This is a genomic window from Lysinibacillus sp. FSL K6-4013 (assembly GCF_038630435.1).
Taxonomy (GTDB): domain Bacteria; phylum Bacillota; class Bacilli; order Bacillales_A; family Planococcaceae; genus Lysinibacillus; species Lysinibacillus boronitolerans.
Map to the genome: position 1 here is coordinate 2,187,423 of NZ_CP152031.1, position 18,384 is coordinate 2,205,806.

17 protein-coding genes and 1 pseudogene are annotated in these 18,384 nt (G+C 38.8%); 9 read left to right on the forward strand and 9 right to left on the reverse strand.

The annotated features are described in order from the left end of the window. Position 1 precedes the first annotated feature (1 nt). Positions 2-232 carry a hypothetical protein gene (locus MHB39_RS10825; protein ID WP_004230268.1) on the forward strand — a complete coding sequence of 77 codons (231 nt, stop codon included), beginning with the start codon at positions 2-4 and terminating at the stop codon, positions 230-232. A gap of 379 nt (positions 233-611) precedes the next feature. Beyond that, entirely contained in the window at positions 612-2,528 is a 1,917-nt protein-coding gene (thrS, locus tag MHB39_RS10830; RefSeq protein ID WP_342546714.1) for a threonine--tRNA ligase, read from the forward strand. 124 nt (positions 2,529-2,652) lie between these two features. Here thrS and MHB39_RS10835 read toward each other — a convergent pair whose 3' ends face one another. Both MHB39_RS10835 and MHB39_RS10840 read right to left on the reverse strand, forming a co-directional pair. Further along, positions 2,653-3,123: a hypothetical protein gene (locus MHB39_RS10835; RefSeq protein ID WP_016993924.1), complete on the reverse strand. Its 471-nt coding sequence runs from the start codon at positions 3,121-3,123 to the stop codon at positions 2,653-2,655. 172 nt (positions 3,124-3,295) lie between these two features. Continuing rightward, positions 3,296-3,466 (reverse strand): aspartyl-phosphate phosphatase Spo0E family protein, encoded by a 171-nt coding sequence (locus MHB39_RS10840; protein ID WP_004230265.1) that lies wholly within the window; start codon positions 3,464-3,466, stop codon positions 3,296-3,298. 939 nt (positions 3,467-4,405) lie between these two features. Here MHB39_RS10840 and MHB39_RS10845 point away from each other — a divergent pair. Further along, a pseudogene (locus MHB39_RS10845) lies at positions 4,406-4,961 on the forward strand (histidine phosphatase family protein). A 52-nt stretch (positions 4,962-5,013) separates the two neighbouring features. Here the strand turns inward: MHB39_RS10845 and MHB39_RS10850 are convergent. Beyond that, positions 5,014-5,565, reverse strand: a complete 552-nt coding sequence (locus MHB39_RS10850) for a GNAT family protein (protein ID WP_036080708.1) — start codon at positions 5,563-5,565, stop codon at positions 5,014-5,016. 200 nt (positions 5,566-5,765) lie between these two features. Here MHB39_RS10850 and MHB39_RS10855 point away from each other — a divergent pair, with 200 nt between their 5' ends. The 3 genes from MHB39_RS10855 to MHB39_RS10865 are packed head-to-tail and all read left to right on the forward strand — an operon-like array spanning position 5,766 to position 7,269. After that, positions 5,766-6,353 carry an SMI1/KNR4 family protein gene (locus MHB39_RS10855; protein ID WP_036080705.1) on the forward strand — a complete coding sequence of 196 codons (588 nt, stop codon included), beginning with the start codon at positions 5,766-5,768 and terminating at the stop codon, positions 6,351-6,353. Further along, entirely contained in the window at positions 6,350-6,838 is a 489-nt protein-coding gene (locus tag MHB39_RS10860) for a GNAT family protein (protein ID WP_342546717.1), read from the forward strand. The genes MHB39_RS10855 and MHB39_RS10860 overlap by 4 nt, the downstream gene beginning before the upstream one ends. After that, the gene (locus MHB39_RS10865) at positions 6,835-7,269 is read left to right on the forward strand and encodes a GNAT family N-acetyltransferase (RefSeq protein WP_342546718.1); all 435 of its coding nucleotides are present in this window, start codon (positions 6,835-6,837) and stop codon (positions 7,267-7,269) included. Before MHB39_RS10860 ends, MHB39_RS10865 begins: the two co-directional genes overlap by 4 nt. Before the next feature lie 14 nt (positions 7,270-7,283). Here MHB39_RS10865 and MHB39_RS10870 read toward each other — a convergent pair whose 3' ends face one another. Then, positions 7,284-8,021 carry a class I SAM-dependent methyltransferase gene (locus MHB39_RS10870; RefSeq protein ID WP_342546719.1) on the reverse strand — a complete coding sequence of 246 codons (738 nt, stop codon included), beginning with the start codon at positions 8,019-8,021 and terminating at the stop codon, positions 7,284-7,286. 343 nt (positions 8,022-8,364) lie between these two features. Between MHB39_RS10870 and ccsB the strand changes: the two genes are divergently transcribed. Further along, entirely contained in the window at positions 8,365-9,534 is a 1,170-nt protein-coding gene (ccsB, locus tag MHB39_RS10875) for a c-type cytochrome biogenesis protein CcsB (RefSeq protein WP_333006291.1), read from the forward strand. A 208-nt stretch (positions 9,535-9,742) separates the two neighbouring features. Here ccsB and MHB39_RS10880 read toward each other — a convergent pair whose 3' ends face one another. Further along, the gene (locus MHB39_RS10880) at positions 9,743-10,930 is read right to left on the reverse strand and encodes an amidohydrolase (protein ID WP_342546722.1); all 1,188 of its coding nucleotides are present in this window, start codon (positions 10,928-10,930) and stop codon (positions 9,743-9,745) included. Positions 10,931-10,943: 13 nt separating this feature from the next. Continuing rightward, the gene (locus tag MHB39_RS10885; RefSeq protein ID WP_048394502.1) at positions 10,944-12,473 is read right to left on the reverse strand and encodes an AbgT family transporter; all 1,530 of its coding nucleotides are present in this window, start codon (positions 12,471-12,473) and stop codon (positions 10,944-10,946) included. A 150-nt stretch (positions 12,474-12,623) separates the two neighbouring features. Between MHB39_RS10885 and MHB39_RS10890 the strand changes: the two genes are divergently transcribed. Beyond that, on the forward strand, positions 12,624-13,922 hold the full coding sequence (locus MHB39_RS10890) for a hypothetical protein (protein ID WP_112118747.1): 1,299 nt from the start codon (positions 12,624-12,626) through the stop codon (positions 13,920-13,922). A 113-nt stretch (positions 13,923-14,035) separates the two neighbouring features. Here the strand turns inward: MHB39_RS10890 and MHB39_RS10895 are convergent, their stop codons facing one another. From MHB39_RS10895 to MHB39_RS10905, 3 genes are all read right to left on the reverse strand, one after another. Further along, positions 14,036-14,236 (reverse strand): cold-shock protein, encoded by a 201-nt coding sequence (locus MHB39_RS10895; RefSeq protein ID WP_004230248.1) that lies wholly within the window; start codon positions 14,234-14,236, stop codon positions 14,036-14,038. Between the two features lie 229 nt (positions 14,237-14,465). Then, a complete protein-coding gene (locus MHB39_RS10900) occupies positions 14,466-15,092 on the reverse strand; it encodes a response regulator transcription factor (RefSeq protein ID WP_048394499.1) in 627 nt (208 codons plus the stop codon). Continuing rightward, positions 15,067-17,259: an ATP-binding protein gene (locus MHB39_RS10905; protein WP_342546725.1), complete on the reverse strand. Its 2,193-nt coding sequence runs from the start codon at positions 17,257-17,259 to the stop codon at positions 15,067-15,069. Before MHB39_RS10905 ends, MHB39_RS10900 begins: the two co-directional genes overlap by 26 nt. A gap of 190 nt (positions 17,260-17,449) precedes the next feature. Here MHB39_RS10905 and MHB39_RS10910 point away from each other — a divergent pair, with 190 nt between their 5' ends. Continuing rightward, entirely contained in the window at positions 17,450-18,358 is a 909-nt protein-coding gene (locus tag MHB39_RS10910) for a hypothetical protein (protein WP_342546726.1), read from the forward strand. The last annotated feature ends 26 nt before the right edge of the window (positions 18,359-18,384 follow it).

Below are 18,384 nucleotides of genomic sequence, written 5' to 3' on the forward strand. Positions count from 1 at the left end.
AATGCGAATTGAACAGCGCGAAGATATAGTGATTATTGATGGGCTAGAAATCAGCGGTACGATTCAAAAAAATCAACAATGCCCGAGTTGTCAAAATTCCATCATCTATGATGACACGTTTGATAGTTATTTTTGTGCGATGTGTAATGAGTGGCAAGAGGAGGCATGTGATGACCCGCATTGTCACTATTGTGTTCAACGTCCAGAACGCCCATTGCAAGTCCGTCGCTAAATTTTTTTCTTTTTTAGTGTTTGACAAAGAATTCACTATTCGTTATAGTAATTAACAATTTCATACAAAATGAAATGGGCAATGATAAGGACAAGAGATGCGATTAACCATTTATAGAGAGGGAGGCCTTGGCTGCAAGCTTCCTAATGTCGTGCTCCCATCTTACTACCTTGGAGCCGTGCTTGGAAACTTGCACCGTTTTTTTGCGGCGTTACAGCAAAATCAATGAGCCACTAGCTTATAAACTAGTGGGAATTTGGGTGGAACCACGGGTAATCAACACATACTCGTCCCTTCTTAGGGGCGGATATGTGTTTTTTTTATCTACACAATTATGCCAAGGTGTAATTGATTTTATTACTAAAAGGAGTAGAGAAACATGTCAAATCAACGTATTCACATTCAATTTCCAGATGGTCAACAACAAGCATTTACTAAAGGTGTGACACTAACCGATATTGCACAAGCGATTCGTCCAGAGCTTCGTAAAAAGGCAGTCGCAGGGAGTGTTAACGGAACCATCATTGATTTGACGCGCCCGATTATGGAAGATGCACAAATTACATTGTACGATGCAAGCTCAAAGGAAGGGATCGAGGTCATTCGCCATTCTACGGCCCATTTATTAGCTCAGGCAATTAAACGACTTTATCCACATGCACAATTTGGAGTAGGACCAGTCATTGAAAATGGCTTTTATTATGATATAGATATTGCTGATACACTGACACCGAGTGATTTACAGCAAATTGAAAAGAAAATGAAACAAATTGTACAGGAAAATATCCCGATTCATAGACGCGAGGTTTCACGTGAAGAAGCAAAGCAATTATTCGCCCATGATGCGTTAAAGCTAGAGCTGTTGGAGGCAATTCCTGCAGATGAGCTAGTTACGATTTATGAGCAGGGAGATTTTTATGATTTATGTCGTGGTCCACATGTCCCGTCTACAGGCAAATTACAGCATTTTAAATTAATGCATGTGTCAGGCGCTTATTGGCGAGGCGATAGCAAGAATCAAATGCTTCAGCGTATTTATGGCGTTGCCTTTGCTACAAAAGAGGAACTGCGCGATCATTTTATCTTCTTGGAGGAAGCAGAAAAGCGAAATCATCGCAAGCTAGGTAAAGAGCTATCGTTATTTATGTTTTCAGAGGAAGCACCTGGCATGCCCTTCTATTTAGCCAATGGTCAAATTTTACGCAATGAACTGGAATCGTATTTGCGACATTTACAAGCAAAATATGACTATAGGGAAGTACGAACACCGCTGATGATGAACCAACGCTTATGGGAGCAGTCAGGTCACTGGGATCATTATAAGGACAATATGTATTTCACACAGGTGGATGACCAAAGCTTTGCCTTAAAGCCGATGAACTGTCCAGGGCATATGCTGATTTTCAAAAATGCCTTACATTCCTATCGGGATTTACCAATACGTATGGCGGAATTTGGGCAAGTGCACCGACATGAATTTAGTGGCGCCTTGAATGGTCTGTTACGTGTACGAACTTTTTGTCAGGATGATGCCCATATTTTTGCAACACCACAGCAAATTGAGGATGAAATTGCGCTGGCCTTAAAGATTATAGATGAAGTGTACAACGTCTTTGGATTTGCATATACGATTGAATTATCGACACGACCAGATGATTATATGGGTGATTTGGCACTGTGGGACCAAGCAGAAGCAGCACTTGAAAATGTCCTAAACAATTTAGGTATTGCCTATACAATTAATGCAGGGGACGGGGCTTTCTATGGACCGAAAATTGACATCCATATTAAAGATGCAATTCAGCGCAGTCATCAATGTGCAACGGTTCAGCTTGATTTCCAGCTACCAGAGAAATTTGATTTAACATATATTAATGAACACAACGAAAGGGTGAGACCTGTTGTCATTCATCGTGCAGTGTTTGGCTCAATTGATCGCTTCTTAGGTATTTTAATCGAGCATTTTGGCGGCGCATTCCCAACTTGGCTGGCACCACAGCAAGTGCAGGTTATTGGGGTAGCAGAGGCACATCAAGGCTATGCCAAGCAAGTTGTTGAAGCTTTACAACAAGCAGACATTCGTGTGCAATTAGATGATCGCCAAGAAAAGCTCGGCAAAAAGATACGAGAAGCCCAATTGCAAAAAATACCATATATTGTGGTTATCGGTGATCGTGAGGTTGCCAGCCAAACTATAGCTGTTCGTAGACATGGTCAGCAAAACTCTACTAATAAGTCACTACAGCAATTAATAGAAGAAATCACAGCAGCCATTCAACAAAAAAGTTTAACTTAATTCAAGTAAAGAAAGCTTGCGATGAATATTCGTCATTCATCGCAAGCTTTTCAATTGTTAAAAAATTTTTACTTCTATTTTTTTGAAATGACTACTAGAATCTACATGGTGTGCATACAATGAATTAAAGGTGCTTGGAACTTTCTTGAAAAAGCGAATGTCCCAGTATTACTTCTTCTGTTTCAGCGTCGATGACAAGAAATTTGCGATAGGATTCATCGGTATTGTGCTGAAAGGATGCTAAAAAATAAACTTGTCGATTGGGATGAATAAAAGTATGTTGAGAGAGGTCTATTGTTTCCTGTTTACCATCTGTTTGTAAATAAAAACGTTTTGTCGCATTTGCTACATCTTTAAAAGCCATCTTTTGACGAATATTCAATGAAGCATTGGCATATTCCTCATAAATCGCACGATTAAGCTGCTGATAAAATTTGTCCTCATCACGAAACGATTGAAATTGGTTGTTTGGGTATTGATATAGTGTATTTATTTCAGTTGGTGTGCAAAGTGTGGGTGTTGTATGGTCTACTGAATGTTGAGGTGGCAATAATATTTTGGAAACAACCATAAAAGTTAAGATGAATACGTGCATCATTCAACCTCCAAATGTTTTCTTATCAAAAACATAGCCTACTTTTTCATTCTCTATACATTTTGAGAAATGGCTAGGTGAATGCATGTATCATCCCCGATAAAACCAGCCAATAAAACATGGCCTGGCTTTATCATATCTATTCTTTCTTCTATTATATGCCTCGTTATGATTAGGAAGCTTGTGCTTGCTTTAAATATCTATTAAGTAAGACATCCAATTCTTGACTGTAATCTACTACAATAGGGTGGGTGAAACCAAGATCCTTTGCTTTTTTATACATAATTCTTCGTTTGATCTCAATTTCCGCCTTCAAGAATTGTTTAAGTAATAAGTTAACCAAGATATTTTCCTCCTAATTTTTTATCCATATTCTTGAAATAAATTTTTATGACCTCGATTCAACTTTTTCATTGTATATCACTTATATTAAAAAAAATGTCACATTGTGTATCGTTTCTTAAATTCGTAATTTAGTCATAGATAGGGTACTTCATCCTATTTAGCTCGATTGAAAATTTTTATGTATTATAGATAAATAATACTGTGAATTTCCCTTTTTATATAATTTAATACATGACTTAAAACCCTATTCATGTGCTGGATAGGGTTATTCACGTTCTTTGTTTTAGAAAATATTAAGGGGAAAATAGAGAAGTCTTAAGTCTTTTATACTAAGAAAAAAGTTGTGATTATAGATTGAATTTTCCGATAATTAAGCGTGGAATTCATATCTTGTCACATTTTAGCAAATTCCCTTTTTTGTTGTTTAGAAATGGGGACATTTCATTGTCTATGGTGAAATGTTGAGAATTTTTGAAATTAATGGAATAATGGATAAGAGGGGATGAAGCAAAAGGTGAAAATAATTGATTCGATCATTGCTTGAGACGACATCAACTGAACTTAGCCATGTAGCGAATTTATCTTTGGAAAAAAGAGAGGACGATCAAGCTTTTTTAAACGATGGAGAGATTCATCATTTGCAGATTTTTTCGCCAGAGGAAATGCTGCTCATTCTGATTGAGTTAGTGGGAACCTCGTATGGATGCATGATATGCAATGACTGATAGCCATGATGCATTCCCCAGAAAAGAATTGTTTGAGCGAATTCACTTACGTTCATTATAGATTTTTTGATCGAATAGCTATTAATGAATCGAGCATCTCTGATTTACAGGGCGTTCAACTGGAAATTTCCGTTGGGAGTCAGTGCTATATCAAAACATATGCCCTGCAATTTGGAAGGTTCATTTAGCTAAACATTAAAGAGGAGAAGCAGATGACTGAAATTTATTTTGTTAGACATGCACATGCCTATTATTCAGAGGATGAATATCATCGTCCACTATCTGCTCAGGGACAAAGGGATACAGAGCGTGTCACAAATCTTTTGAAGCATCAACGAATCGATGCGGTTTATGCTAGCCCCTATCGTAGAGCCATTCAAACAGTGGAGGGGATTGCACAGGCTCGTCACTTACCCGTCCAAACGGTAGATGGCTTAAAAGAGCGACAGCTTTCCACTGGGAAGCTGGAGGATTTTCATGCAGCAGTTCTACGGGTGTGGCATGAGCCAAGCTTTGCATGGGCGGGTGGAGAGTCCAATCAACAGGCGACGGCGCGCTATTCCAAGATTGCGCAACATCCTTCTTGCTCATCCAGAGGATTCTGTCGTTATCGGTACACATGGCAATATCATGGCATTGATGATGCACTATTTTGATGCCCAGTATGATTATGCATTTTGGCAAACGTTAAGTATGCCAGATATCTATCGATTAACCTTTCAAGGGCTATCCTTAAAGGAAGTAGCACGCGTGTGGCAAGAGGACTGAACAAAAGAAAAGAGATACTACAGCAATCATAGTATCTCTGTTGTCTATTCAGTTATTTCCTCTCCCATTCGGAGCGTAAGAGGCCAAATAATACCACGTCATGGAATGTACCGAAGCGGAAAATTTCTTGGCGTAAAATGCCTTCTTTGGTGAAACCACATTTTTCATAGGAGCGGATAGCTGCTGGGTTAAAGCTAAAAACCTGAAGCTTGATTTTCTGAACAGCGATATATTGGAAGATAAAATCAATGAGCGTTTTCATTGCATCCGTGCCATAGCCCTTGCCGTGCCACTCTTTCCCAATTGATATGCCCACAGAGCAAGTGCTATTTTGCCAATTCACTGCATAAACACCACAGGAGCCTATCAGCTGATGTGACGTTTTTTCATAGATGCCAAAAAAGTATTCCTCCTTCTTCCCACTGATACTGTTAAAGAATGCGGTGTGATCCTCTATAGTTTGTGGAAAGGGAATCTCATCATTAGCAAGTAGCAAAGAGGTGATTTCGCTTTCGATTGCTATAAAAGCCTCTAGGTCAGTAGCAGTCATTTGCTGTAAAGTGATCGATTGACCTGTTAAAAATGTTTTCAAATAGTGTTCCATTATTGTATTCTCCCTTGTTTAAGGGCTGCAAGTAGCGTTACAACCCTACGATTGTTCGTAATACTTTCACGTCTACTGCATCTTTCACACTCATAAACCCACCCCTTTTTTGTGAATACTACCATAGTAGCATGAAGGACGAAGAGAATGGAAGAAATTATGTTAAAATATGTCATAGTTAAAGAGAGAGAGGGATTAAGATGCGCACACCTTACTTCGCGAATTTATTACAATACTTACCACAAGAAGAGCAGCAACAATTACAACAGGCTTTTGGTGCTTCAGATGCACAAATTCAGGCCTTGTTAGAAGTATTTCCGAAGTGCCCGCAAGCTTTGATTGAGCTATTACAGGATGTCAATGGTACATATTATTGTCAGCATGGGCAAGAAACGATATGTGTTCTAGTGCTGGGCTCTGATTTAGGGGATTACCCGTATTATCTTAAATCGGTGGAGCAAATCGTGAAAGATTACCATGACCAACGTGAAACGATTTATGAACGCTATCAGGAATTTTTAGCGTATGTTGAAGTAGATGAAAAGATTAATATGCATGTCCCGTTAAATGACCGGCTATGCTTTGCGGATTGTATGAATAATGGTGGCACATCAAGCCTATATATTGATTTTACGCCAAATGAAGCGGGGCAAGTTGGTCAGGTGGTTCGTTATGTGCATGATCCTGATAGCTTTGAGGTGATTGCCGCTTCGTTTGAGGATTATTTACAGCAACTTATAGAGGGGGACTATGAATTTACCGCTATATACGAGGAGGAATTTGAGTGACGATGCTACTGGTGTTCTATGAGGACAAAGCACAAAATTTAGTAGAACATTACACGTTAACAGAAGAGCAGCTACGCTATACAAAGTCTCCAAAGGAAAGCATTGCACTTGCTAAGCAGGATAATAGTAGGCACGCCATTTTAGCAATGGACGGCAACAAGCTAGTCACTTTCTTTGTCTTACATGAAAAAGAAGGGGTGACGCCTTACTCCTCCAATGAACAGGCGCTATTAATCCGTTCCTTTTCCACTGATTTTTATGAGCAGGGCAAAGGCTATGCCAAGACAGCGCTCCAATTATTGCCTGACTTTGTGCGCAAGCATTTCCCACACATCAATGAGCTGGTGCTTGGGGTCAATGTGCCAAATAGAGCGGCTCAAGAACTTTATAAGCGATGTGGCTTTGTCGATGAAGGCAGACAGGCAATGGGACTTCGAGAGGAGCTAAAGGTGATGAGCTATTATATGAAGGAGGTTGAAAATTGAGCCATCATATAATCGAAGCAAGAATGGAGCATTTACAAGCACTTTGTACAATCGATCAAGAAGTGATTGGAGATTCATCCAGAGCGGAAGAAATTCAGCAAGCTATCAAAGAGAAACGCTGTTTGCTCTACCAATCCGCCGATACCATTTTAGGGTTTCTGCTATTTAGCAATGACTTTTTTGGCTATAGCTTTATTTCCTTAGTCATTGTCAGGCCGTCCGAGCGCAGAAAGGGTATTGCATCTGCCTTAATGACCGCTTATATCCAAAGGGCTCAAACAGCAAAGGTTTTCTCCTCTACAAATCAATCCAATAGGCGTATGCACCAGCTTTTTCATAACCTAGGCTTTGTCAAAAGCGGTTTTATCGACAACTTGGATGAGGGAGACCCAGAAATTATTTATATGAAACAAGCCTCACCACAGAAGTAGGGTGAGGCTTTCGTTTATCTTTTTGCTTTAATGAATAAAAAGGATGGCCTGCGTAGTTCCTTTTCAATAGAAGGAAGCTGTTGAATAGCTTCTTGGCTTGGAATTGGTTCTACGATTTTCTCAATCGTTAACCCATGGGCAATCAATGTATTGACCAGTGTCGCTATGGTGCGATGGTATTTGACAACACCCTCCACCAACCATGTTTGCTCACGCGAGCCTTCATCCTGATAATGATCCATAGCATAGTGCAAACGGTGATGATTGTCATCATATACCCAATTATCATCCATTGTATGACGAGCTGTAGCAATAGGATGCTCCACAGAGAAAATAAATACACCATTAGGACGTAGCATACGAGCAATTTGACCAATGATCGCATCGAAATCTTTGACATAATGGAGAGATAGGGAGCTGGTTATACAATCAAAGCTATCCGTAGGGGCTTCATAATCCTCTATTGCCTGTAGCTGATAGTCAATTTGTTGGTGGGCATGCTCCTGTTTGGCGATGGACAGCATATTCTTCGAAACATCTAATGCGGTTACATGCTTGGCTTGATGGTCGATACAATACTTGGCGAAATCCCCCATACCACAGCCAATATCGAGTATCTGTAAATTTGTCAAAGGTGGAAGTAAAGCCTTCATCGTGGGCTGCTCCAAAAGATGGTTATAATTAGATGCTTTTTGTCTCAATGTCTTGTAGTGATGAAAAAATATCGGATTATCATAAATATTTTGTTTCATTAAAAGCCTCCAGTTTATGAAACATAACGTTATGTCATTTGTGCGCATCATTATTGTCCCATGTAGAGATAAAAAGAAATAGACTTTTATTACAATTTTTTGTAAGATATAGATAGAGGCATACCATTTTTTGATACAGTCATCTTCCATTTAATGGGATATTTTCTCGTTCCCTCTACATAATGATTGAACCTACCAAGCACATCCCCATTTCCATGTCATAAAAATGTAACAATTCGAAAAAATAAAAATATTTAAAGGGAAAACATGGCACTTCTTACCCGCTATAACGTTCTTAGTATTTGGAAGCTTATTCCGAAAAAGAGACGTTGGAGGGATTCTATTGAATCAAGAAAGTTTATTATCCATTAGTAGCAATGCCTTATTTATTGCCTTTATTTTACTACTGATTGCGATTGTGCCATTAGGGCTAGCAGTCAAATCGAAGAGGAAAATATTCGGTAAGCTAGGATTACTCTTCACTTATATAGCCTTTGCTTTACAGCTCGTGTACTTTGTTGTCAGATGGGTGGCGGTTGACCATGCACCTGTCAGTAATATGTATGAGTTTATGACGTTCTTTGGCATCATGCTTACAGGAAGTTACTTAATTATACATTTCTTATATAAGCAAATCGTGGTTGGCTTATTTACTATTCCTGTGTCCCTAATTATCCTTGGTTATGGAAGCGTTTTCGCAAAGGAAGTATCGCCGCTTGTTCCATCACTGCAAAGTCACTGGTTAACGATTCATGTCATGACAGTGGCCTTTTCTAGTGCCATTTTATCCGTGTCCTTTGCCACAGGCTTAATATATTTATTAAGAACGCTGGATGTTTCAAAAAAATCTATCAGTACATACGGGCTTGAGTTTGTGTTGTATTGTTTGGTGGTTGTCATTGGCTTTATTGGCGTATCGACTTTTTTCAGCCTTGCCACAGAAGAGGTGCAGGTACAATTCGATAATGCACAGGGACAGCAAGAAAAAGCCACTTACGTCATGAAGCCCCTGATTGTAAGTAAAGGAGCTGTCACCGAGAAGGGTGACGCAATCGGTGTAGTCGAAATCACAAATAAAATAGATGCCAAGAAATTAAATTCGATTGTCTGGGCATTTATCGTAGGTACTATTTTATATGGTGTCATTCGATTCATTACAAGAAAATCAATCAGTGCCTTGTTAAAGCCATGGACAAGCCGTGTACAGCCACAATTAATGGATGAAATTTCCTATCGTGCTGTTGTTATTGGATTTCCATTATTTGCATTAGGTGGCCTACTATTCGCCATGATTTGGGCGCAAATTGCCTGGAGTCGCTATTGGGGCTGGGACCCGAAAGAGGTTTGGGCATTAATTACCTTTTTATTCTACGCAGCCTTCCTCCATTTCCGCTTATCCAAAGGCTGGGAAGGAGAAAAAACAGCCTGGTTGGCCATCATCGGCTTCGGCATTATTGTGTTCAACCAAGTATTTGTCAATCTAGTCATCGCCGGCTTACATTCCTATGCCTAGTTAAAGGTAGGGGGTCTTGACTCCTAAGTGATCCTGACTGAGTGAGGAGGAGCCCGCTCTAAAGTGAGGAGAGAGCGCTCAAACTAGTCAGGTAACTGCTCCAACTAGTGAGAGAACCTCTTAGCTTTGGCCATCCTTTTCTTCTTATTAAAATATTCAACCTAAAAAAGCATTACGAAATGCATGTAGCACTTCGTAATGCTTTTTATTAATTATTTTTTGCGAAATAGTCTAGCGTTGCTTGACCTAAAACGTTGGCGGCAATTCGTAATGAGCGCTCGTCGATATCGAATTTCGGATGATGGTGTGGATAGACTTCCTCCCAATCAGGGTTTTTCGCCCCTGTGAAGAAAAACGCACCGGGGATTTCCTCTAAGAAATAGGCAAAGTCCTCACCGCCCATATTTGGATCAACTATTTCAACAGTCTCAACATCTGCAATTTTCTCTGCGGACGCCATTATATGCTCAGTCTCTGCATCATGGTTCACAACAGGCGGATAGCCTCGCACATATTCATACTCGTAATCGGCTTTTGTTAAATAACAAGTTGCCTTTAAAAGCTCTTCGATTTCATGCTCTAACAAACTACGCTCCTCCTCGTGGAAAGTGCGCACCGTACCCTTCATGTACACTTGATCAGCAATGACGTTGAATGGATTTAATGCCTCAATATGGCCAATTGATACTACTGCTGGACGTAATGGGTTGATGCGACGTGCCACAAGCTGCTGTAAATTTGTAATAAACTGAGCTGCAAGGACAATGGAGTCCTTGGTGTCACTTGGGTTTGAACCATGGCCGCCCTTGCCTTTTATCGTTATATAAATACCATCTGCTGCAGCCATTAATGGTCCTTTAGCTGTTTGCACTTTGCCAAGATCAGTGGGTGCCCATAAATGTGTCCCAAAAATAACATCTACACCTTCTAAGCAGCCATCCCTAATCATCGAAATAGCTCCACCTGGCGCAAGCTCCTCAGCATGCTGATGAATAAAGACGATTGTTCCTTCTAAATCATCCTTCATTTGATTAAACGCCTTCGCTAAGATTAAGAGGGAAGCTGTGTGTCCATCATGGCCACAAGCATGCATACGCCCTTTAATTTTCGATTGGAAAGGTAAGCCGGTTTCTTCCGTAATGGCTAAAGCATCAAAGTCTGCTCGTAACGCTACTGTTTTCCCTGGTTTTCCACCAACTAGCTTTGCCACAACTCCATTGCCACCTACACCTTCACGAACCTCATGACCTAATGCACGATGAAAGGCAGCAATGGTTTTTGGCGTTTCAACTTCCTCAAAGGAAAGCTCAGGATTTTCATGGAAATGACGACGAAGCTGTATTGTCTCTTCTTCATAATGTTTTAATAAATCTGCTAACTGTTGTTGTAATGTCATTCTCTAACACTCCTTATTTTAAGTAAATATAATCTCCAGGGCCAAGCGGTAAACCTAGTAGGAACCAAATGGCGAAGAGGATAATCCAACCGATTGCGAAAAACACCGAGAACGGTAATAAAGAAGAGATAAGCGTACCAATTCCGATATTTTTATCATAGCGCTTTGCAAAAGATAGTAAAATTGCGAAATACGGTAACATAGGGGTAATTGGATTTGTAATTGAATCCCCTACACGATAGGCCATCTGCGTAACCGCTGGGGAATAGCCTAAATATAAGAACATTGGTACGAAAATCGGTGCAAGTAAAGCCCATTTTGCAGAAGCACTGGCGATTAATAGGTTGACAAAGGCACATATTAAAACAAAACCTATCATCATTGGTAAACCTGTAAAATTCAATGCTTGTAAAAGCTCAGCACCTTTAATGGCTAAAATAGAACCAATATTGCTCCAGTTGAAAAAGGCAATCATTTGTGAAGCGGCAAACGCTAATACAATAAATGGTGCCATATCTGCAATGGATTTAAAAATTTTCTCCGCAACTTCCTTATCGTTTTTAACCTCCTTCGCTGCTATCCCATAGGCAAGCCCAGGTAATAGGAAGAAGAATAACATGATAGGTACAATGCCTGCCATGAAAGGTGAGTTTAAAAAGCCACCTGTGGCAGGATCACGTAAAAGACCGTTCGACGGTATGACTGTAAAAGCAATGACTAAAATATAAACTAGCGTTACGATTCCAGCCCATTTTAATCCTCTCTTCTCTAAAGCTGTCAATGGCTCTAGCTTTTCAATTTCACCGTGAAACGAACCAAAGCGAGGCTCTGTAAACTTCTTTGCAACCCATGTACCAATAATGACTAATAAAAACGTCGAAGCAATTAAGAAATAGTAGTTCATCGTTGCACGACCAGTGTACGCGGGGTCTGCTATTTGTGCTGCTGATTCTGTAATCCCTAATAATAATACATCTAGAGAGCTAATTAATATGTTCGCACTGAAGCCCCCAGCTACAGCTGCATATGTAATAATTAAGCCTGCTAATGGATTTCGACCAATACTCATAAAAATCATGGCTGCAATTGGTGGTAAAATGATAAATGCCGCGTCAGCCGCTAAGTTACCAACTAAACCTGTAAAAATGATAAAAGGTACAATTAATTTTGTAGGTGCTGACATTACAATTTTCTTCATGACAGCTGAAATTAAGCCTGTTTGCTCAGCTAAGCCAATACCAATCATTGTCACGATTACTAGCCCTAATGGAGCGAAGCCTGTAAATGTTGAAACCATCTGCGTTAAAATTAAGATAAGTCCTTCTTGACTTAGCAGATTTTTTACTTGAATGACATCTTCGGTCCCAGGTTGAACTGCTGAAATACCGAGCATGGATAAAACCCATGATAAAACTAGTACTATACCTGCTAGAATAATAAATAAAGTGATAGGGTCTGGTAGCTTATTACCTGCACGCTCGATTTTATCTAACATATTGTCAATCCAAGATTTTTTCTTAATTGTTTGTGAATTCCCTTGCATAAATTTCATCTCCTTTTATACTTTATTAGACTTAACCTTTAAAAATCCAATGTCTCTATTTTAAGACATCGAAAATCTATGTCCTTTATACAAAGAAACCATATTTTCTGACTATTTTCAATATTTATTTTTTATTAAGGAGCTATATGTATGTATAAAATTAATGTTTTTACCGCAAAACGCTCACTTTCATGGGTTCAACAGCTTGAAAAAATTAAACCCTCTTTTTGTGAATTTCATTACTATGCTTATACTGATTTTGAACATTTGAATGAGCTTTTAGAAAAGTATTTGGAAGGGGGAGATGGAGCGCTTTTTAGCGGACAAATTCCATATTTTTATGCTCAAACGCATTTTCAAGAAGCAACGGTACCCATGCATTATTTTGATATTTCAGAGCGTGATTTTTACCGTACCGTTACGGAGCTTTTTTATGAGAAAAAGATTGCTATGAATCGCATTGCCATCGACTTTTGCTATGAGGAAAACGGCTATTTGGGCATTCATGAATGGTCGATAGGAAAAAAACCTTATCTTTTTAGCCAAACGATGAGCGAGTACGCAAGTAGCGATATTGTCGATAAAGCTGCTGAATGGCATCTACAATTGCATAAGGAAAACAAGGTTGATTTGAGCTTTACCCGCATTGCAGAAATACGGGAGCGCTTAGCTGATCAAAATATACCATTTATCGCTTTTTACCCGTCTCAATATGCAATGCAATTAACATTAGATCATTTTCTCAATCAACTGCAAATTCGACAGCTTAACCAAAATAAAGTAGTGGTAGTGCATATTTTAATTCCGATAGATAAATCGAATATAGAAGACCTAGAATATCGGCAAATTGCCTTATATAAAACTATATTAGATTTCAAACAACTGTATGCTAGCTCATTTATCGTACATCGTGAGGCATCGTTTATTGCAATTATCACGACGTATAAGCAATTTTTAAGTACAACGAATCGTTATTCACATTGTCATTTAGTTGATTTTTTAAATGAGAAGCTATCGTTTCCTGTCAGAATAGGGTGGGGAATTGGTGACTCTCTAATTGAAAGTCAGGAGTTTGCTAAAAAAGCCGCAACCCTCTGCTCTTCAAAGGAAACACAGGGATACATTATTGAAAATTCACGAGAAATTGGGCCTTTACTATATGGAACGATGCTGCAGTTTGACGATGAAAAACAACAGCATCTAAAAAATTTAAGTACGACATATGATATTCCCTTATTACAATTACAAAAAATAGAAGCGATGCTGGAAAAACTAACGACAACGATTGTTAGTGGGGAACTGCTCAGCACACATCTCGGCATTACTGTACGCTCTGCAAACCGCATTTTAAAGCAGCTCCATGAGAAAAATTTAGCACACGAATTACCAAGCAACACGTCCACCACACGTGGACGCCCAAAAAAGTATTATCAAATTCATTTATATTAGTCAGGATGGAATGGCTCATACGGTGGGGCTACCTGTGCAAATCCTGACACAGGAAAAAGAGACATCCATTTACGAATGTCTCTTTTTATATGCACGTCTATGTTAAGTGAAGATTATAGTTTCACTACATTCGTTGCTTGAGGTCCACGGCTGCCTTCTTCTACGCCGAATTCAACTTTTTGGCCCTCTTCTAAAGTTTTGAAGCCATCAGATTGGATAGCTGAGAAATGTACGAATACATCATTGCCACCTTCAACTGCGATGAAGCCAAAACCTTTTTCTGCGTTAAACCATTTTACTGTACCTTGTGTCATGTAAACACCCTCCCAAAAAAATTCAACAATCAATTGCTTCTATCACATATAAAAAACGTATTCAAAAGCTCGTATTACTTTTGAATACGTGTTTTTAATCATAGCAATGAAGTAATGTAATTATTACCCTTATTATAGTACAGAATTGTTTGTATATCCAGTAAATTCCGTTTTTAGTAAGGAAAAATTTACATTTGTAATCTAATAGTAAAGAAACGCTATTTCCTCATTATTTAATCCATGCTTTTTCCTTCGCAACAATGACAGCCTCTGCCCGCGATTCTACATTCAGCTTGACGAATAGCTTCGATAAATAGTTCTCCACCGTGCGCTGGGTGACACCAATTGCAGAGGCGATGGCTTTATTTGTACAGCCTTGGGCAACGAGCTGTAGTATTTCCTGTTCCTTATCGCTCAGTAGAACCTCCTGCTGCACATTCGGCAGGTTGGTGCGTTGCTGAACAAAGTCTAAGAAATCGGCTGCCAGTAAAATCTCACCTCTTATGGCTGCTTGAATGGTTTGGATCACTTGCTCCTTTGTCGCTAGCTTTGATAATAGACCGTCAATTTTTTTCTCAATCAATAGCTCATAATAATCGGAAAGTTCGTAGCCTGTGTAAAGAATAATCAATGCATCTGCTTGTTTTTTCTTAATCATCTCTGATAGTTGAATGCCGTTGATTGGCTTCATATTGATATCAATGAGAAACAACTGAAAGGTAGCTGTATCCATTCTTGATAAAACGGCTGCGCAATCCTGTTCTGTTTCGATTTGAACATTGGCTAAATCCTGCAACAATGTTTTCGTACCATCTAAAACGACAGGATGGTCATCTATAATAAGTATGTTCATCATATGAATCCCCGTCCTCTTGTATTTGTATATAAATATGCATGCCCTCGTTAAGGCTCGATTGAATGGTAATGTCACCATTAAAAGCACGGACACGTTCGCGAATGCCATTAATGCCCATTGATGCAGAGGACTGTATTAAATCGTCAATGTCGCAGCCTATACCATTATCATCGTATCGAAGGATAAAGCCTTGAGGGATTGCTTGTAATTGAAGCGAAACCTCTGTTGCTTCGGCATGCTTGATTGCATTATTTAACAGCTCCTGAACAAGACGATAGACTACGAGATGCAGGGTGACATCCTGAAATTCTACACGATCAATTTGGGCGCTTAATAAAAAATCAGCCCTTATTTTTACCTTTTGAATGAGTTTTTTTAATGCCATTTGTAAACCAAAGGTATCCAATAGTGGGGGACTTAAGTTCTCGCAATATTCTCGTAAGTCCTTCGTTGCATTCAATAGCTGCTCGCGTATAGCTAGCACGGTCTCCTTCTGAATAGTAGGGGAGCCAGCTAGGACATCAAGCTCTCTGGCTAAATGAAGCTGCTCCTGCAAAATGGTATCATGTAATTCCTGTGCTAAAATACTCTTTTCCTTCTCAATAATATTCCATAGCAATTTATCGAGCCAAGGAAGCGGTGTATCACTGGTATTTTTTATATGCTGAATTTCACGCACTAAATCCTCAATTTGCTGTAAGTTATTGATAAACATGGACACATACAGTGCAAGCAATTCTAACCAAAGCAGCTCTTCCTTTTGCAGAGCATGGCGTATTTCTAACATAATCTTTTCCTCACCAGCATCATGTAACAGTAATTGCGGATAGTAGCTTACATGCTGTGGAGAATCGTCTGTTATTGTCCGGATATGAAACGCTGTGGTTCCAAGCTTCTCGGTGATTTCATATTTAAAACGATCCAATAATTCTTGTTGGTTTTTTGCTTTGCCCATACGCTGAACGGCTGCATATAAATTATGTACATAATTTCCAGTAGAAGAGAAGATAATTTTTCGATACTTAAAATCAATGCGTTCTTTTATATAAAAGCTTGCAATGATCACCATAAAGACAAGTAAAAAAATACTTGTGACATGGACGATGGATAGCTCCCCCATAAATAACAGGGCAATCCCTGCTGTCAACAGAAGCGCACTGAAAAAGGCTAGCGTTGAATAATAGCGTAATCGTGATAATTGGTATTCAATATCAAATAATCGTTCGTTCACCTGAATGAACAGAAAAGAGAACGGAATAAATAATAAAAACAATGCGGCGATTTCAGCGTGTAGTATCGGCTTATGTCCTAATATTTCAGGTGTAACGAAGAATAATAAAAAAGGTAAAAACGGCACGATAAAGGCAAGCGCAATTAAACGAATTTTGGCCAATTTAGTACGTAAATAACTCGTTACTAAAATAAAAATTGCATAGACTACCAGGACAGCAAATAAACTTAGGTTCAATATAGGTGTGAACTCACGTAATGATGGCTCAATTTCCTCCATTAGATAAAAGCCAGGGATGAACAGTATTAATAAGTACAGCCATTTGCTGTGAGGGTAGGTCCACTTAATTTGTAGGTATTTGAAAAAGTGTTGTAAAAAGTGAATAAAGAGAACCATGCATAAAATAATACAGCTACTAATGACAAACATCCCAATCATATTTCCTCTAGCTGATGCGCCAGTACTGATATAGGCGGTCGAACAAGTTAATAAAAATAGGATCAATAAAAACGTTGAAAGATTATTTTGATTGCGTCGCCAAACATAAAGTGCGACACCAAAAGCTAGGAAAAAATAAAAGACAGGGAACAAAATTTGCAAATATAATTCTTCTGGCATGTCTCGATGTTTGACAGCAATGGTTTGAATACTCTTATCAGCCTTTTGGATCGTTAATGCATTGGCGCTTCTAACGATCATTTGCTGTTGAACGTAGCGATTCTCCATGGCTGGCTGCCCATCGATAGCCACAATAATATCCCCTTTTTCAATATTTTTTTGCTCTGCCCATAGAGGGTAATAGCTATCCACAAAAACAGGCTGACCGTTTGTCGTATCGAGAGTGAGACTCACAAAGGGTGTTTTGATGGTAATACCTAACACATAAATACCGAGTATTAAGTATGTAAGAAAAATACAATAAGTACATTTTTTCATTGTTAAACCTCTAATTTGCTTATGATCATAATCTCCTATATATTATCGCTAATTATTGATAAATTTGGAATACCGAAATAACGAGTTTCGGAAAACCACTATTGTTTTTTCGGAATAACGAAATAGTGTTTTCGGACATGGCTATGATAGGGTAAATTTAATCATTAGTGACGAATAGGGGGACTTCTGCGTGAAAAAAGGCATTTTAACACTTTTACTTTTTTTTCTCATCGCTATGATCACCATTCCATTGACCACGAAGGCCAAAACGGTGAATCAGGATAAAGTCGAGGTAGAAATTGGTCTCATAGGTAGTGATCATCATTTTGTCTATAAGATTCCGAAGCATTTACATAAGGATATGCCCTATACAGAAATGAAAAAAGGCATTCAAGCTTCCTTAGCTAATCATTGGAAAATTGGTGAGACTCGATATGAGGCCAATAAATCCGATGTTTCCTATACCTTTTATATTCAGGATTTATTTCAAGAAAAGCAGGATGGTCAGCTAAAAGTAGCCATACCCTATCGTCATCTAGTAGGGATGTTTGGCGAGCAAGATCCTATTCAATTGCGTATTTTAGCAAGTAAATTATCCAAGTGGACTGTCAATACAAAGGATTGGACAGCGCTTGGCTTTATGGAGCCCTTTACTTTTTTAAGTGAACGTGAATATGTCTATGAGGGAGCAGTCCAAGAGTTATTAAACCAAAGAGTGGGCCATTTTGATGGCACCATTCAAAAAAGTCAGTTGCTTTTATACAGTGTCATTTATTTTTGCTTTATGGCTATCCAACTGCTTGCTTGTCTTATTTTATCCAGACGGTTAAAAAGGAAAATCATTAAAAACCCAGACAATATGCATCAGTTCCGTAAACTCAATTACCTGTATCAATTGGTGCCGATTTTGATCATTGTCGCACAAATCGTGTTCCTTGTATTATCGGGTCTGATTACAGCATTTGGATTATACTTTAGTCCTGGCATTGATTTATTAGTGATTGTTGGACCTGTTTTATTAAATATCATCTTGCTGCCCACTTTTTTCGTCACAACAGAGAGTGAAATTTCAAGGGAGCTCAACAATAATTCGTTGTGAAATGGTATAATGATCAACAGCAAACT

Excerpts from the sequence above, each read along its gene's own strand:
- MHB39_RS10880 (WP_342546722.1), bottom strand. The coding sequence starts at position 10,930 with ATGACATTACAACAACAGTTAGCAGATTTATTAAAACATTATGAAGAA.
- MHB39_RS10885 (WP_048394502.1), bottom strand. The coding sequence starts at position 12,473 with ATGCAAGGGAATTCACAAACAATTAAGAAAAAATCTTGGATTGACAAT.
- MHB39_RS10825 (WP_004230268.1), top strand. The coding sequence starts at position 2 with ATGCGAATTGAACAGCGCGAAGATATAGTGATTATTGATGGGCTAGAA.
- thrS (WP_342546714.1), top strand. The coding sequence starts at position 612 with ATGTCAAATCAACGTATTCACATTCAATTTCCAGATGGTCAACAACAA.
- MHB39_RS10850 (WP_036080708.1), bottom strand. The coding sequence starts at position 5,565 with ATGGAACACTATTTGAAAACATTTTTAACAGGTCAATCGATCACTTTA.
- MHB39_RS10890 (WP_112118747.1), top strand. The coding sequence starts at position 12,624 with ATGTATAAAATTAATGTTTTTACCGCAAAACGCTCACTTTCATGGGTT.
- MHB39_RS10905 (WP_342546725.1), bottom strand. The coding sequence starts at position 17,259 with ATGAAAAAATGTACTTATTGTATTTTTCTTACATACTTAATACTCGGT.
- MHB39_RS10855 (WP_036080705.1), top strand. The coding sequence starts at position 5,766 with ATGCGCACACCTTACTTCGCGAATTTATTACAATACTTACCACAAGAA.
- MHB39_RS10870 (WP_342546719.1), bottom strand. The coding sequence starts at position 8,021 with ATGAAACAAAATATTTATGATAATCCGATATTTTTTCATCACTACAAG.
- MHB39_RS10900 (WP_048394499.1), bottom strand. The coding sequence starts at position 15,092 with ATGATGAACATACTTATTATAGATGACCATCCTGTCGTTTTAGATGGT.
- MHB39_RS10835 (WP_016993924.1), bottom strand. The coding sequence starts at position 3,123 with ATGCACGTATTCATCTTAACTTTTATGGTTGTTTCCAAAATATTATTG.
- MHB39_RS10895 (WP_004230248.1), bottom strand. The coding sequence starts at position 14,236 with ATGACACAAGGTACAGTAAAATGGTTTAACGCAGAAAAAGGTTTTGGC.